The sequence below is a fragment of the Corynebacterium genitalium ATCC 33030 genome (assembly GCF_000143825.1).
GTDB classification, from domain to species: Bacteria; Actinomycetota; Actinomycetes; order Mycobacteriales; family Mycobacteriaceae; genus Corynebacterium; species Corynebacterium genitalium.
In genome coordinates this window covers 1,951,452-1,967,207 of record NZ_CM000961.1, presented here as the reverse complement: position 1 = coordinate 1,967,207, position 15,756 = coordinate 1,951,452, and the positions used below count along the sequence as shown (strand labels likewise).

10 protein-coding genes are annotated in these 15,756 nt (G+C 62.3%); 8 read left to right on the top strand and 2 right to left on the bottom strand.

Annotated features, from left to right (window positions below; genetic code table 11):
• Positions 1 to 10 precede the first annotated feature (10 nt).
• Both HMPREF0291_RS09280 and thrB read left to right on the top strand, forming a co-directional pair.
• The gene (locus HMPREF0291_RS09280; protein WP_005290585.1) at positions 11 to 1,387 is read left to right on the top strand and encodes a homoserine dehydrogenase; all 1,377 of its coding nucleotides are present in this window, start codon (positions 11 to 13) and stop codon (positions 1,385 to 1,387) included.
• Positions 1,388 to 1,389: 2 nt separating this feature from the next.
• Positions 1,390 to 2,319, top strand: a complete 930-nt coding sequence (gene thrB, locus HMPREF0291_RS09275) for a homoserine kinase (RefSeq protein ID WP_005290583.1) — start codon at positions 1,390 to 1,392, stop codon at positions 2,317 to 2,319.
• Positions 2,320 to 2,585: 266 nt separating this feature from the next.
• On the opposite strand, the gene HMPREF0291_RS09270 is transcribed toward thrB, so the two are convergent.
• Together HMPREF0291_RS09270 and HMPREF0291_RS09265 are read right to left on the bottom strand one after the other, a co-directional pair.
• Positions 2,586 to 3,731 carry a glycerol dehydrogenase gene (locus HMPREF0291_RS09270; RefSeq protein ID WP_005290581.1) on the bottom strand — a complete coding sequence of 382 codons (1,146 nt, stop codon included), beginning with the start codon at positions 3,729 to 3,731 and terminating at the stop codon, positions 2,586 to 2,588.
• 19 nt (positions 3,732 to 3,750) lie between these two features.
• Complete coding sequence (locus HMPREF0291_RS09265) at positions 3,751 to 5,490, bottom strand: long-chain fatty-acid--CoA ligase (protein ID WP_040424525.1); 1,740 nt, start codon at positions 5,488 to 5,490, stop codon at positions 3,751 to 3,753.
• A gap of 256 nt (positions 5,491 to 5,746) precedes the next feature.
• Here HMPREF0291_RS09265 and rho point away from each other — a divergent pair, with 256 nt between their 5' ends.
• The 6 genes from rho to HMPREF0291_RS09235 all read left to right on the top strand — a co-directional run bounded on the left by rho (position 5,747) and on the right by HMPREF0291_RS09235 (position 15,736).
• Complete coding sequence (rho, locus tag HMPREF0291_RS09260) at positions 5,747 to 7,588, top strand: transcription termination factor Rho (protein ID WP_005290574.1); 1,842 nt, start codon at positions 5,747 to 5,749, stop codon at positions 7,586 to 7,588.
• Complete coding sequence (gene prfA, locus HMPREF0291_RS09255) at positions 7,589 to 8,671, top strand: peptide chain release factor 1 (RefSeq protein ID WP_005290571.1); 1,083 nt, start codon at positions 7,589 to 7,591, stop codon at positions 8,669 to 8,671.
• 11 nt (positions 8,672 to 8,682) lie between these two features.
• Entirely contained in the window at positions 8,683 to 9,618 is a 936-nt protein-coding gene (locus tag HMPREF0291_RS09250) for a N5-glutamine methyltransferase family protein (protein ID WP_005290570.1), read from the top strand.
• Positions 9,619 to 9,631: 13 nt separating this feature from the next.
• On the top strand, positions 9,632 to 10,297 hold the full coding sequence (locus HMPREF0291_RS09245) for an L-threonylcarbamoyladenylate synthase (protein WP_005290567.1): 666 nt from the start codon (positions 9,632 to 9,634) through the stop codon (positions 10,295 to 10,297).
• Complete coding sequence (locus HMPREF0291_RS09240) at positions 10,298 to 11,443, top strand: MraY family glycosyltransferase (protein WP_005290564.1); 1,146 nt, start codon at positions 10,298 to 10,300, stop codon at positions 11,441 to 11,443.
• A 288-nt stretch (positions 11,444 to 11,731) separates the two neighbouring features.
• Positions 11,732 to 15,736 (top strand): Pls/PosA family non-ribosomal peptide synthetase, encoded by a 4,005-nt coding sequence (locus HMPREF0291_RS09235; RefSeq protein WP_005290562.1) that lies wholly within the window; start codon positions 11,732 to 11,734, stop codon positions 15,734 to 15,736.
• The last annotated feature ends 20 nt before the right edge of the window (positions 15,737 to 15,756 follow it).

Sequence of the window (15,756 nt, the reverse complement as noted above, 5' to 3'; positions counted from 1 at the left end):
CTCGAGAACCATGACTTCACAGACCACTCACAGCGCTGAGGGACACAACGGTAATTACCCGGGCAAGGGCATCGGCCAGCCGGTCGGTGTCGCTGTTCTGGGAATGGGCACGGTGGGCACTGAGGTGCTCCGCCTGATTAGCGAGTTCTCCTCCAATTTGGAGCAGCGCATCGGCGGCCCCATTGATGTTCGTGGTGTCGCTGTGTCTGACTTGGGCAAGCGCCGCGAAGTGCTCGATCTCTTCCCGGACATCGCGCTCACGGACAACGCCTTGGAGCTGATCGACCGCGACGACATCGATGTCGTGGTCGAGGTCATTGGCGGCATCGAGTACCCGCGCCAGTGCGTTCTCGCCGCGCTCAAGGCCGGCAAGTCCGTGGTCACTGCGAACAAGGCTCTCATCGCGGCGCACGCCGACGAGCTTTCCGACGCCGCTAATGAGGCCGGTGTTGACCTCTACTACGAAGCAGCCGTTGCCGCCGCAATCCCCGTCGTGGGAACGCTGCGCCGTTCGCTCGCCGGCGACCAGATCCAGCGCATCTCCGGCATTGTCAACGGCACGACCAACTACGTCCTCGACGCGATGGCGTCGACCGGTATGAGCTACGACGAGGCACTGGCGGAAGCCACCCGCCTGGGGTACGCCGAGGCGGACCCGACCGCCGACGTCGAGGGCCACGATGCCGCCTCTAAGGCCGCCATCTTGGCATCGATGGGCTTCCACTCCCGCGTGACCTACGACGACGTGCACGCGGAGGGCATCACCAACATCACTGCCGAGGACATCGAGGCAGCTAAGGACGCCGGCTTCACCATCAAGCTGCTGGCGATCTGCGAGCGGCTTTTCGACGATGCCGGCAACACCACTTCCGTCGCCGCCCGCGTCCACCCGACGCTGGTGCCGAACGAGCACCCACTGGCGAGCGTCGACAAGTCCTACAACGCTGTCTTCGTTGAGGCCGAAGCCGCTGGCCGTCTCATGTTCTACGGTAACGGCGCGGGTGGCGCGCCCACCGCTTCCGCTGTGCTCGGTGACCTTGTCGGCGCTGCCCGCAACAAGATTCACGGCGGCCGCGCCCCGGCGGACAACCCCTACGCTCACTACCCGGTCGCAGACTTCGGCGATGTGCCGACGCGCTACCACATCGACATGTCGGTCGTGGACCGCGCAGGTGTCCTTGCGGATATTTCTCGCCGCTTCGCTGATGCAGGCATTTCCATTTCGGCTGTTCGTCAGGAAGAGCACGGTGATGCGTCGCGCCTGATCGTCGTCACGCACATGTCGATTGAGCGCAAGCTTGCGGCGATCGTCGAAGAACTGGCCACGCTTGACGACGTCAAGGTTGTCAACTCCGTCATCCGCCTCGACGCCGACGCTGCCGAGTAGTCATGAGCACCGATCTTGAGGTGGGCTTGCGCGCCCGCGTGACCGTGCCCGGTAGCTCGGCGAACCTGGGTCCCGGCTTTGACACACTCGGTTTGGCTTTGGGGATCTACGACACCGTCGAGGTGGAAGTCACCTCCTCCGGCCTTGAGGTGGAGATCTTCGGTGAAGGTGCAGACGACTTGCCCCGCGACGGCTCCCACCTGGTGGTCAAGGCGATCCGGCAGGCGCTGAAGGCCGCCGATGTCGACGCGCCCGGGTTGAAGGTGACCTGCACGAACAATATTCCGCAGTCGCGCGGGCTTGGTTCGTCTGCCTCGGCGGCTGTGGCTGGTGTGGTTGCCGCCAATACTCTCGCCGGCGACGTGCTGGACACCGAGGAAATCGTCCAGATCAGCTCCTCGTTTGAGGGGCACCCGGATAACGCCGCGGCCAGTGTGTTGGGCCAGGCCGTGGTGAGCTGGACCGACATCCCTGTCGATGGTGTATCGCATCCCGTCTACCGCGCCGTTCAGCTTCCAGTCCACCCTGACATCAAGGCGACTGCGCTGGTCCCGAGCTTCCACGCGTCCACCAACGCGGTGCGCAAAGTGCTCCCGTCGCATGTCACCCATACGGATGCGCGGTTCAACGTTTCCCGTACCGCCGTGATGACGGTGGCGGTCCAGCACCACCCGGAGCTGCTGTGGGAAGGCACCCGCGACCGCCTCCACCAGCCCTACCGCGCCGACGTTCTGCCGGTCACGGCTGAGTGGGTCAACCGTCTGCGCAACCGCGGTTACGCCGCGTACCTGTCCGGCGCCGGTCCGACCGCTATGGTGCTCCACCGCGACCCGATCGACCCGAAAATTATCGAGTCCGCGAAGTCGGACGGTTTGCGCGTCCTCGACCTCGAGATCGCCGGGCCGGTAACGGCCGAGCTCTCCCGAGCGTAGGCGCGCAGGGCCGCGTGGGCCCGCAGGGTCCGCGTAGGCTGCGGAAAAGTTGACATCCGCGATCCGGCCTAAACGGCCAACAACTCTCTGACCTGCGTGGACAGTTCTAGGCGGAAATCCGGTTTGTCAACTTTTCCGCACCGGCCGCGCGCACCGGCCGCACCGCTTCGTGCACGGATCGAAAAACCCGGGAATGCCAAAGGGCCGAGGGCATCACGCCCTTGGCCCTTTACTCATGCCCGACCCATGAACGGGGGCGAGCAGCTTTAGTGCTCAGCCACGTACTTGACCGGCTCCGGCAGGCCGCGGTCCTCGCGGACGCGACGGGAGATGGACTCGAGGGAAACGAGCGCATCGACGACCAGTTCTGGGGTGACCGGGAATGGCATGTTGTGGATGGTCTCGTCCTCGGCGGTGGCGGCCTTGGCCACTGCCTCGAGCTCTTCGGTGTCGTCGGGGGAGAGGCCGACTTCGGTCAGGGAGTTCGGCAGGCCCACCTTGGTGGTGAAGGCGATGAAGTCCTCGATCTCCTCGGCATCAGCGCCCTCCATGATGAGCTGGGCGCAGGTGCCCACGTTGACCTTCTGGCCGTGGGTGAGACCGTGGGTCTGATCGGCCGCGGTCAGGCCGTCGTGGATGGCGTGCGCTGCGGCGAGACCGCCGGACTCGAAGCCCAGGCCGGAGAGCAGGGTGTTGGCTTCGACGACTGCGTCGAGGGCGGGGGTGACCACGCCAGCTTTGACGGAGTCGATTGCTGCGAAAGAGTGCTCCCAGAGAATGTCCCAGCACAGTTTTGCCAATGCGCCACCAGCGCGGGTCGGGTGGCCGCCGTTCATGGTGGTGCCGTTGCCGCGGGCGGCGGCGCGGGCCTCGACCCAGGTGGCCAGTGCGTCGCCGATGCCGGCGATGAGGAATTCCACGGGTGCGCCAGCAACGATCTGGGTATCGATGAGAACGAGGTCCGGGTTCTTCGGGTAGAAGCGGTACTCGTCGAAGGCGCCGTCCTCGGTGTAGATCACGGCCAGTGTCGAGGTCGGTGCGTCGGAAGATGCGGCGGTGGGAACGGATGCCCACTTGATGTCGGCCAGGTAGCCGGCGGCCTTCGCGGCGTCGATAGTGGAACCGCCGCCGACACCGACGATGATGTCGTGATTGTTCTCTTTGATCTTTTCGGTCAGTTCGTCGACCGCCTTGGCGGTGGCGAAACGCTTGAACCCGACGCGGGTCAGCGGCAGGTCTGCTTCTTTGAAGCCGTCGGTGAGCTGCTTTTCGACGATGCCCCACACCGTGTCGTCAGAGACGAGCAGCGGGTTATCGCCGAGCTTTTTCAGGTGGGTGCCCAGTTCGTGGATGGCACCTTTGCCTTGGATGTAGCGGGATGGGCTGGAGAAAATATCCGGTGTAGTAGCCATGCCTCCAGGCTACGCAGATTTATAAGGTCGTGTTTTCGGATTGTTCAGTACTTTCGGCACTGCGGGTTCCCGGCCCAGGTAGAGCGATAATGTCGAATTCGTCACGTGAGAGGTGGCCGCGTAGATCCACCTTGTCGAATTTGCCCACCGAGGTCTTGTCGATGGAGCCCACGAACGTCCAGTACTCCGGCGCCATCCACGTCGGCAGCTCTTGGTGGAGTTCCTTGCGCAGCTTCTTGGCCAAGTCGACGGACGGGGTCACGTCGGCGTGCAGGACTGTCACGGCCAAGGGGCGCTCGCCCCATTTCTTGTCGGGGTAGCCGATGACGGCGCACTCGACGACTTCGTCGGCCTCCATGATGAGGTTTTCCAACTGGGCGGAGTAGATCCACTCGCCGCCGGAGCGGATGACGTCGCGGGAACGGTCATAGAGGGTCATGAACCCGTCGGAGGTCACCGTGCCCACGTCACCGGTGCGCATCCAGCCGTCCGCGGTAAAGTGCTCCTCATCGTCGTTGGCGTCTTTACCGCGGAAGGACTGTGCCCGCTCGAGCGCCTCCGGGTTGGCGGGCTGGTAGTAGGAGGCGGCGACCATGTTGCCGCGGACCTGGATTTCACCGTTGTTGCGGTCGGTGCGGGAAACGATCTTTCCTTCGTTGACCACTCGGTATTCCAGCCAGGGGGCGAACCGGCCTTGGGAGATGCGGTAGGCCCAGCGGCGCTCGCCACCGACGCCTGACGGTGGGCGGGCTACCGTGCCCACAGTGGAGGTTTCGGTCATGCCCCAGACGTGGATGACGTCCACACCGTAGCGCTCCTCCCACACCTTGATCAGCGCGGGCGGGGCAGGGGAGCCGCCCACGAAGAGCTCAGTCAAGGACATGCGCTCCGGCGGGTTGTGCAGGTAGTGGACCATGAGCTGGATCCACAGGGTGGGCACGCCGTGGGCGACACGCGGGTGGGTGCCGGCGATGAGCTTCGCCAATGTCGGCGCGGACACGTCCGAGTCAGGCAAGACCAGGGGAGTGCCGGCCAGGAACGCGGTGAACGGCACGCTCCAGCTGAGTACGTGGTAGATCGGGATGCAGCATAGGAAGGACTCACCGTTCGCGATCCCCATCGAGTCGGTCGACCGAAGACTGGTAGCGGTCAGCCAGATAGAACGGTGCGAGTAGGCGATGCCTTTCGGGGCGCCGGATGTCGCCGTCGAATAGCAAATAGCTGCCGCGGTGTTCTCGGGGAGGGAGGGCCAGGTGTAGATGGTGGACGAGCCGTCGAGAAGCGCCTCGTATGCGTGCACCTCGACCCCGTCGAGTTCGGGGATGTCGCCCAAGCCAGTGAAGCAGACCGCGCGCACCGTCGGGCACGACGGCAAAATGCGCCCCAACTTGCCTGCCAAACGCGGGTCGGCGACGATGACTTCTATCTCGGAGTGGTTGATGATGTAGGCGATCTGATCCTCGAGAAGCTGCAGGTTGAGCGGCACGAACACCGAGCCTTTCGCGGCAACGGAGTACATCACTTCGAGGTGCTCAGCGCAGTTGTACATCAGCGTGCCTACGCGCTGATCCCCGTCAATGCCCAGCTTGTCTTCCAACGCGTGCGCGAACGCAGCGGCGCGTGCTCCAATGAGCTCGAAGGTCGTTTCCTCCGCTTCGCCTGAGCGCCATGTGGTCACCTTGGTGCCACCGTGCACGGACGCTCCAAAGTCGAGGATCCGTCCGATGGAAAAAGGCACTTCCTGCATCGTGGAGAGCATGTTGTACACTCTAGCGCGACCACGTTGCCCGATTGTGGTGGGCGTGGGTTACACTAAACGGCAGATCGCGACCCGAGCGGCATTTTCTGCGCTCCCCATACCGCCATTTTTGGCCGTGCGTCCGATCAATCCTTTTCTGGGCTGTCACTTCAAAGTGCGCCTTCAAATGCTTATCGACGTTTGAAGCCCCCGGAAAAACGAGCCACGTCCACACCGCGTGATGCGACGCGGTGAACAATAAGACGAAAGGACATCCGTGACCGATACGGACAACGCAGCGGGCCAGGACCGCCAAGACCTTGCTTCGCTGAAGCTGCCTGAGCTACGCAAGATCGCTGCTGACAAAGGCCTTCGGGGGACCTCCGCCCTGCGCAAGGGCGAACTGATTGAAGCCATCACCACCGGCACCGTGCCGCAGCGCGCCAAGCAGCGCGCTTCCGAGCAGGCAGCCGCAGAGGCATCCGGTGAGCAGCCGACCGGGCGGAACGAGCAGAACGAGCAGAACAACCCGGAGCAGGGGGAGAAGTCTGGCTCCGAAAAGTCTGGTTCTGACAACGATGGCGCAGATTCCGATGAGCAGCGCTACGAATCCCGCTCCGCAGCGCGCCGTGCACGCCGCAACCGCGCCAAGCACGAGCACCGTGCCGAGCAGCGCGGCGACCGCAACGACCAGCAGGACGAGCAGCAGTCCGACGATCACGGCCAGCGTGACAACCGCGACAACGGTGATAACCGCGACAACCGCGACAATCGTGACAACCGTGACAATCAGGGCGGCAACAACCGCCAGAACAATAACCGCGATAACAACCGCGACGGTGAGGGTGGCGGCCGCCGGGGCCGCCGCAACCGCCGGAACCGCCGAAACCGCGACGGTAACAACAACCAGGGCGGCGGCAACAACAACCAGGACTTCGATCCGGAGGATCTGCAGGAGATCGCGGGTATCGTCGACATCGTCGACAACAATGCCGCGTTTGTCCGCACCACGGGTTACCGCGCTAGCCAGGCTGATGTCTTCATCAACAACAACTTGGTCCGCCGCTGCGGCCTGCGCTCGGGCGACGCTGTGATCGGTCAGGTCCGGGCTAACGGCCAAGGCCACACGCACGGTTCTGGCCGTAACCGTCAGCGCTACAACCAGCTGGTGCGCGTGGACACGGTCAACGGGATGAAAGTGGACGACGCGAAGCAGCGTGCTGAGTTCCACAAGCTCACCCCGCTGTACCCGAACCAGCGTCTGCGCCTTGAGACGGAGCCGAATATCCTGACCACCCGCGTGATCGACCTGGTCATGCCGATTGGTAAGGGGCAGCGCGCCTTGATCGTGTCCCCGCCGAAGGCCGGTAAGACGACGATTCTGCAGAACATCGCGAACGCGATCGCGCACAACAACCCTGAGTGCTACCTCATGGTCGTGCTTGTGGATGAGCGCCCGGAGGAAGTCACGGACATGCAACGCTCCGTCAAGGGCGAGGTCATCGCATCGACCTTCGACCGTCCGCCAAGCGAGCACACCGCTGTCGCCGAGCTGGCCATCGAGCGTGCAAAGCGCCTGGTGGAGATGGGCCAGGACGTTGTGGTCCTGCTGGATTCCATCACCCGCCTGGGTCGCGCGTACAACAACTCGTCGCCGGCGTCGGGCCGCATCCTTTCTGGCGGTGTGGACTCCAACGCGCTTTACCCGCCGAAGCGATTCCTGGGTGCAGCGCGCAACATCGAGGACGGCGGTTCGCTGACCATCATCGCTACCGCCATGGTGGAGACCGGGTCCGCTGGTGACACCGTGATCTTCGAGGAGTTCAAGGGCACCGGCAACGCTGAGCTCAAGCTCGACCGCAAGATCGCCGAGCGCCGCGTGTTCCCAGCGGTCGATGTCAACCCGTCCGGCACCCGCAAGGACGAGCTGCTGCTCGCACCGGAGGAAGCGCGCGTCATGCACAAGCTGCGCCGCATTCTTTCTGCGCTGGACCCGCAAGCGGCGATCGACCTTATGATCAAGCAGCTGAAGAAGACGAAGAACAACGGCGAGTTCCTCGTCGGCGTGGCGCAGTCCGCGCCGATGGCCGCCGACACGGAAACCGAGGAGTACCAGTAAATGGCAGCTAACACGCAGGTTTCGCTTGTCGACGACTACGTTTCCGAATACCAGGGCATCCAGGCCCAAATGGGTGACCCGGACGTTGTCGGCGACCAGGATCTCTTCCGCAAGCTGTCGAAGCGCTACGCGCAGCTCCAGCCGATTATCAACGTCAATAACGAGCTGACGCAGGCCCGCGAGGACCTTGAGGCAGCTCAAGAGATGGCGGCCGAGGACAAGGAGTTCGCCGAGGAGGCCACGCGCCTTGAGGGCGAGATTGTCCGCCTCGAAGAGGAGCTGGCTGACCTGCTCGCGCCCCGCGACGAGCATGACGCCGATGACGTGATCATGGAGATCAAAGCCGGCGCCGGCGGCGAGGAAGCCGCGTTGTTTGCTGGCGATCTGGCGCGCATGTACCAGAAGTACGCGGAGAAAGCTGGTTTGTCCTGGGACGTTTTAGACCTGTCCGAGTCCGATCTCGGCGGCGTCAAGGACATGACTGTCGCCGTGAAGGCGAAGAACCCCTCCCGCGACGGTGCATGGTCGATGCTGAAGTTCGAAGGCGGTGTCCACCGCGTGCAGCGTATTCCGGTGACGGAGTCACAGGGACGCATTCAGACGTCGGCAGCCGGCGTGCTGGTGTACCCGGAGCCGGAAGAGGTCGAAGCTGTCGACATCGACGAGAAGGACCTCCGCGTTGACGTCTACCGTTCTTCCGGTAAGGGCGGCCAGGGAGTCAACACGACTGACTCCGCTGTGCGCATCACTCACCTACCCACGGGCATTGTGGTGACGTGCCAGAAAGAGCGTTCCCAGATCCAGAACCGCGCTCGCGCGATGCAGGTGCTCCAGGCCCGCCTGGATCAGCTTGAGCGTGAGAAGGCGGAAGCCGAAGCGGCAGAAGGTCGCGCATCCCAGGTCCGCACCATGGACCGGTCTGAGCGCATCCGCACCTACAACTGGCCGGAGAACCGCATCTCGGACCACCGCATCAACTACAAGTCGAACAACTTGGACGCGGTGCTCGACGGCAACATGGACGACATCATCACCGCGCTGCAGACCCACGAGCGCCAGGAGCGCCTCGAAGCAGAGCAGTAAGGAGACGCAAGGTGCGCTGGAACTCGTCAGAGCTCGCCAATGCAGTGTCGGCAGCTGAGCGCAGGTTCACCGAGGCAGGGGTCGCCTCGCCGTCCTACGATGCGCGGTTCATTGCCGCATCGCTTCTCGACGTATCCAGCCACATCTCCTTACCATTCACCTCTCCCACGGAGATCCCCGACGGGTTCTTCGCCCGATTCGAGGAAGCCGTTTCGCGCCGAGAGAAACATGAGCCGCTGCAGCGCATCATCGGCACCGCACCGTTCGGGATCCATGATCTGAAAGTGGGCCCAGGGGTGTTCATTCCGCGGCCAGAGACTGAAGTCCTCGCGGAATGGGCGGTGGCGGCGTTCGCGGAGTACCTCGACAGTCTCTCCGACGATGAGATTGACGCCCCTGATTTTCAGCCGGTCGTCGTAGATTTAGGTACCGGCTCGGGTGCGTTGGCAATCTATATTGCGCAACGTGTCGATGCGGATTTGGTCATCGGAGTGGAGAAATCTCCCGTAGCGCTTGCCGCGGCCCGAGCCAACGCAGACGAGCATGGTGGTCGCGGTGCTGAGATCCAGATCATCTCCGGTGACATGACCGACCCGCACTTGCTGGAGGAGTACTCCGGCAAGGTCGGCCTTGTGGTGGCGAACCCGCCGTACGTGCCGTTTGAACCCGAAGAGTCCGGCGCTTTGCAGCCGGAGATCTATCACGACCCTCCTGAAGCCGTCTTCTCTGGTGCTGACGGAATGGACGCTATCCGGGGTCTCATCCCCGTGGCGGCGCGTTTATTGGCACCGGGGGGAAAGCTCGGGATTGAGCATGACGACTCGACGGCGGGCCGCACGCGTGAGCTCGTCGATAAGCACGGGGCGTTTGAGCGCGTCGAGAACCTTGCGGACTTAACCGGCAGGGATCGGTTTGTCACGGCGAGTAAACTACGAGAAATCGACTAGAAGGGATTCGCACATGCCGAGCAGAGTCTACGACTGCCTCGACCCGCAGGGCCGGAAGGAAGGCATTGAGGCCGCGACGAACGCTGCGCGCGCGGGGCAGTGCGTGGTCATTCCTACCGACACGGTCTACGGCATCGGTGCCGACGCCTTCAATCCGGATGCCTGCGCGAAACTGCTGGCCACCAAGCGCCGCGGACCGGACATGCCGGTGCCTGTGCTTGTCGGGTCGTGGACCACGATTCAGGGCCTCGTGCGCGAGTTCACCGACACCGCGAAGACCCTTGTGGAAGCTTTCTGGCCCGGTGGCCTATCCATCGTTGTGCCGGAAGCGCCCTCCTTGCCGTGGAACCTGGGCGACACGCGCGGCACTGTGCTGCTGCGCATGCCGCTTCAACCAGTCGCAATCGAGTTGCTGCGCGAGACCGGCCCCATGGCGGTGTCCAGTGCGAACATTTCCGGTGAAGCACCGCCCGTGACAGCGCTGGGTGCGCGCAACCAGTTCGGCGAAGCTGTTCAGGTCTACTTGGACGGCGGCAAGGCAGAGGTGGGGGAGCCGTCCACCATCATCGACATCTCAGGGCCGAGCCCAATCATTCTGCGCGAAGGCGCGATCTCGCCGGAACGCATCGGCGGGGTTCTGGGAATGACGCCTGAACAACTCCGGCGGAAAGATCGCTAAATGTCAGGCGCTGGCGTCCCGCTCCGCGAGCTGGGTCTGGTGATCCTCGTGGCCGCGGTGATCACCTACCTGGCTACAGGCCCCGTGCGCTCCATGCTCGTGCGCACCGGACGAGTGGCCGAGATCCGCGAGCGCGACGTGCATACCCAACCCACTCCGAGCCTCGGGGGAGTGGCGATGTTCACCGGTTTCTTGTCCGCGGTATTCCTGGCCATGCAGCTGCCAGCTCTGACCCGCGGATTCGCTCCGGTCACGCCGGAGATGACGGCTGTGGTCATCGGCGCATTCCTCATCGTCGTGGTAGGCGTCATCGATGACCTATACGAGCTCGCGGCTTTGCCGAAGTTCGCCGGCCAGGTGCTCGCCGCCGTGACCATGGCGGTATTGGGGCTGTCGTTCAATGTCATCTACTTACCTTTCGACGGTGGGACCACGCTCATCCTCGACCAGACGCAAGGCATCATTGTGTCCACGCTAATCACTGTGACTTTGATCAATGCCTTCAACTTTGTCGACGGCATCGACGGCCTCTCCGCTGGGCTGGGGCTCATCGCCGGGGCAGCGATTCTGGTGTTCTCCCTGACTGTCCTGCACGACCAAGGCGGCGCCGTGTCCGCATACCCGCCGGCAATCATCTGTGCCGGTCTCGTGGGCATCTGCGGCGGCATTCTTCCGCACAACTTTGAACCTGCCCGGATCTTCATGGGGGACACCGGAGCAATGCTCATCGGCCTGCTGTTGGCGGCAGCGTCGATCTCCGCGTCCGGCAAGATCAACATGTCTCTGTATGGCACCGCGGACTTCGTGGCACTGATCAGCCCGTTCATTGTCGTCGTGGCCGCGATTGCGCTACCTGTCATCGACCTAGTCATGGCCGTGATCCGCCGCGTATCTCAAGGGAAGAGCCCTTTCTCGGCGGACCGGCAGCACATTCACCACCGACTCCTCGCCCTCGGCCACACCCACCGGCGCACTGTTCTCGTCCTGTATATGTGGGTGACTGCTATCGCGTTCGGTACCGTGAGCTTCTCCATCGTGCCTGCGCGCTACGCGGCGGCATTCACGGCAATCGCGCTCGTGCTAGCAATCGCGGCGACCTCAGTACCGTGGATGCGCGGAAAGATCGGCCCGCAATCTGAGGGATAGTGCGCTCGAGGGACCTGCATCTTATCAATAACTGGCATTCGCCTAAGGTTCTTCCAAGCAGTTTTAATGATTTCGAGGTATCTTGTGGACATGCAAGGTCCCTCGATGCTCAATGAGTTGATAAACGCAACATTAAACTGCTTTAATGGGCACTCCTTAAATGAAGTCTAAGAGCTGAATAATTGATGTATCAGGTAGCAGTCATCCGTTACGGTTCAGCGTTTCCTAGCTTGAAGTCAACTGTGATGCCTACTGCTGCCGATCGAAACTTGCACTAGGAGGTTTGCGGTGCATACAGAGGACAATCGGACATCGGACGAGTTCGATGATCCGTCACTAGCTATCTACGGTGTCGAGGAAGTCCCTGAACCCAGGACATTGGTCGACATCTTTATGGAAACTGTCAATCAGTTTCCAGATGCCCCGGCACTGTCCGGTTCAGATGGAACGCTGACATACCGGGAGCTTGCCGAGCGAATCGATGAACAGGTCGAGATTCTTGCAAGCTACGGAATCGGTGTCGGTGATCGAATTGGAATCCGCGTGCCGTCGGGAACGACCGACCTCTACGTGGCAATTCTGGCAACCATTTGTGCCGGGGCTGCTTACGTGCCTGTGGACTGGGATGACCCAGATTCACGCGCCACGACTGTGTGGGAAGAAGCCAATGTTGCGGCGGTGTACGGCGCGCGCCTGATGCTCACCATGCACCGTGAAGTCGGCGCACAGGTAGAACCCGGACGCCCGGGTCTCAGCGATGACGCATGGATCATCTTCACCTCCGGTTCCACCGGTAAACCGAAAGGCGTTGCGGTGAGCCACCGCTCTGCAGCTGCCCTGGTTGACGCAGAAGCCCGGATGTACCTTGTGGATGCTCCGCTTGGACCGCAAGATCGCGTCATGGCCGGACTGTCCGTTGCCTTCGATGCCTCGTGCGAGGAAATGTGGCTGGCATGGCGCTACGGTGCGACCCTGGTCGCTGCTCCGCGCGACATTGTCCGCTCGGCAGACGCCCTGGGGCAGTGGATCACTGAGCACGAAATCACTGCGGTGTCTACTGTGCCTACGCTCGCGTCTTTCTGGCCCACCGAGTCCCTTAGCGCAGTACGCCTTCTCATTTTCGGTGGAGAAGCACTACCCAAGGAACTTGTGAACCGCCTTGTCGCGCCAGGGCGCGAATTGTGGAACACCTACGGGCCGACCGAAACGACAGTCATCTGTTCGGGCCACAAGATGGAACGACTTGAAAACGACGAACCGGTCCGCATCGGCCGAGCTACACCCGGGTGGGAACTCGCGGTGATCGACCCTGAAACCGAGCAGCCGGTCGAGTGGGGACAATCGGGCGAGCTGGTTGTCGCAGGAGTCGGCCTTGGTAGGTACCTCGACCCTGCTAAGGACGCAGAGAAGTATGCTCCCATCCCTGCCCTTGGGTGGGACCGTGCGTACCGCACAGGAGATCTTGTCGTCGCCGAGCGAGACGGATTGATCTTCGCCGGGCGCACCGATGATCAGATCAAGTTCGGTGGTCGACGAATGGAGCTCGGTGAGATTGACCGAGCCCTGGCCAGCACGCCGGGCATTTCGGCTGCCGCGGCCGCGAAAAAGACTACTGCGGCCGGATCGGACATCATCGTCGGCTACGTCGTTGCTGAGGGTGAGCTTGACCTCCAGGAGGTTCGCGCTCACCTTTCCACAGTGCTGCCGGGCGGCATCGCACCGTCGATCTGCGTCATGGATTCGCTCCCGATGAAAACGTCGGGAAAGGTGGACAGGGGTGCCTTGCCATGGCCGCTGCCAGACTCCGGAGAAGTGACCGCTGGATTGTCCCCTGAGCTGCACTGGCTCGCAGGCAAGTGGGCAGACCAGCTGGGTCCTGTTCCGCTCGAAGCAGATGCCAACTTCTTTGAGAATGGCGGGTCGTCGGTCGCATTGGCCAAGCTCGCCGTCGACTTGCGAGCGGACTACCCAGCACTCGATATCGGCGCGTTGTACGACAACCCGACTCTCGAGGACATGGCCGCCTACCTTGAGACCTTGAATGCGACGCTGGAACCTCGGCCGACGCCGAAGAAGATTCCTTGGTGGACGGGCATCTTCCAGTTCCTTTGGGTGTGCGGAATCTACCTTGTCAACGCGGCGCGCTACGTGGTCGGTGCGTTACTGGTCGTATGGGCCCTCGACGTATTCCTGGATGCCCCGTGGGTCCCGGCACTTCCTTTCTGGCCGCTGCTCATTGGCTGGATCGTCCTGTTCTCGCTACCCGGCAAGGTGGCACAAGCCACGCTTGTCTCACGTTTGCTCACCATCGGTATTCGACCAGGTGAGTATCTCCGCGGCGGGTGGACTCACATGCGAGTGTGGGCTGCTGAGCGGTACGTCACGTACTTGAAGCTCGAGACACTTCTGGGCACCCCGATGGCTCCACTGTTCTTCCGTCTCTTGGGTAATTCGGTCGGACGCGACGGAGAACTGGCGACCATGCCTCCTGTCACCGGTTTGGCCACAATCGGCGACCGAGTGTCGCTGGAACAAGAGGTCGATATCTTGGGCCACTGGATTGAAGGGGACACGTTCATCCTTGGCAGCATCGATATCGAAGATGGGGTCCGTGTCGGCCTTCGCACCTTTGTCACGCCTAACTCCCGCATCGGCGCCAACGCCGAAATCCTCTCGGGCTCGTGTGTTTCCGGTGAGGTCGCTCCGGGTCGCCTTTACGGTGGATCACCACTGGCAGACCGCGGCGAAGCCGGATTGACGTGGCCGGAGCTTTCTCCGGAGGAAGCTGCACGCCGCGGCTCTGTGACACTGGTGAACCGTTTCGAGCGCGGTATCTACTTCGGTGCAGGAATGGCGTGGATGACGCTGCTGCCCGTACTGGCAAGTCTGCCAGGCATCTTGCTGATCTATCCGACAGTGTGGTCCCGCGACCGGTACCAAGATGTGTTTCCGATTCTCGCAGCATGGACACCAGTCTTCATTCTTCTGGTCATGGTGACATGGCTCGCTTTGGTCGTGCTCAGCGTGCGGTTCTGCTCTGTGTTCATCCAGCCCGGGTACTTCCCGCAGCGAAGCACTACTGGCTGGGCGGTGTGGATGACCCACACTCTCCTGCAGAAGACATTGACCTCCACCTACTTCATGTACGCAGGGTGGTTGCCCCCGGCATTCCTGCGCATCCTTGGTGCTCGTGTTGGCGAGGACACCGAGATCTCAACCGTCGAGACCATTCCGCACCTGACCTCCATCGGCGACCGATGCTTCCTTGCGGACCACTCACTGTGCAGTGCTGCACGACAAGGCAACGGATGGGTCCACCTCGGAACGACGGTGGTGAGTGACGGCTCCTTCGTCGGTAATTCCGGAATTGTCGGTGCTGATCACGATCTTCCCGAAGACGCCCTCATCGCAGTGTTGTCTTCTTCCCCTTACCGGCCGGGCCGAGGCACCTCGTGGCTCGGACGTTCCATCCGTGAGATTCCCCGCGCCCACGTCGAAGCCGACGTGGCTCACACGTTCAAGCCACCGCGTTATCTCAAGGTGGCCCGCGCAGTCGTCGAGGCGTTCCGCATCGTGCCGATCATGGTGACGGCGTACCTCGATCTGTTCATCGTGTGGGTGCTCACCGAGATCTACATGCGTGCAGGCATGGGTCAGGCTGGATTCAACGCCGTCTTGTTGTGGGTGTTCCCGGTTGTGCTCGCCGCCGGAATCATCGCAAGTACTGTTCCCATCGTCGCGAAGTGGCTGCTGGTCGGAAGGTTCAAATCAGGCGACCATACCCTGTTCTCCACATTTGTGTGGCGCGGTGAGCTCGTCGATAACTTCGCCGAGTTGCTCGCTGTCCCGTCTTTGATCCGGATGTCGCTGGGTTCCCCTATGCACAACTGGTGGCTGCGCATGATGGGCTGCCATATTGGCAAGCACGTTTGGTGTGAATCGTGGTGGCTGCCTGAATTCGACTTGATCAGGCTCGGCGACCGTTCCACGGTCAACCGCGGAACCGTGTTGCAGACCCACCTGTTCCACGACAGAGTGATGGCCTTGGAGACCGTCGAGTTGGGCATGGGAGCCACCCTCGGCCCGAACAGCTTCATGTTGCCAGGATCGTCCCTAGGCGATCGAACGACGATCGAACCGGGCTCCCTGGTCTTGCGCAACGACGGTATCCCCGCGGATACTGTCTGGTCCGGCAACCCGGTCGCGCACGTAGAAGCGCCAGCAGACGAAGCGCCGGCAGACGATCAATCAGGCAAGGTCACTCTCTCAGATGCGCACTATTCCGCCGTTTGATGCAGTTGATGAAGTAGGAA

What these genes read in the sequence shown, in the direction of transcription:
- HMPREF0291_RS09280 (WP_005290585.1), top strand. Translation starts at nt 11, where the DNA reads ATGACTTCACAGACCACTCACAGCGCTGAGGGACACAACGGTAATTAC.
- thrB (WP_005290583.1), top strand. Translation starts at nt 1,390, where the DNA reads ATGAGCACCGATCTTGAGGTGGGCTTGCGCGCCCGCGTGACCGTGCCC.
- HMPREF0291_RS09270 (WP_005290581.1), bottom strand. Translation starts at nt 3,731, where the DNA reads ATGGCTACTACACCGGATATTTTCTCCAGCCCATCCCGCTACATCCAA.
- HMPREF0291_RS09265 (WP_040424525.1), bottom strand. Translation starts at nt 5,490, where the DNA reads ATGCTCTCCACGATGCAGGAAGTGCCTTTTTCCATCGGACGGATCCTC.
- prfA (WP_005290571.1), top strand. Translation starts at nt 7,589, where the DNA reads ATGGCAGCTAACACGCAGGTTTCGCTTGTCGACGACTACGTTTCCGAA.
- HMPREF0291_RS09245 (WP_005290567.1), top strand. Translation starts at nt 9,632, where the DNA reads ATGCCGAGCAGAGTCTACGACTGCCTCGACCCGCAGGGCCGGAAGGAA.
- HMPREF0291_RS09240 (WP_005290564.1), top strand. Translation starts at nt 10,298, where the DNA reads ATGTCAGGCGCTGGCGTCCCGCTCCGCGAGCTGGGTCTGGTGATCCTC.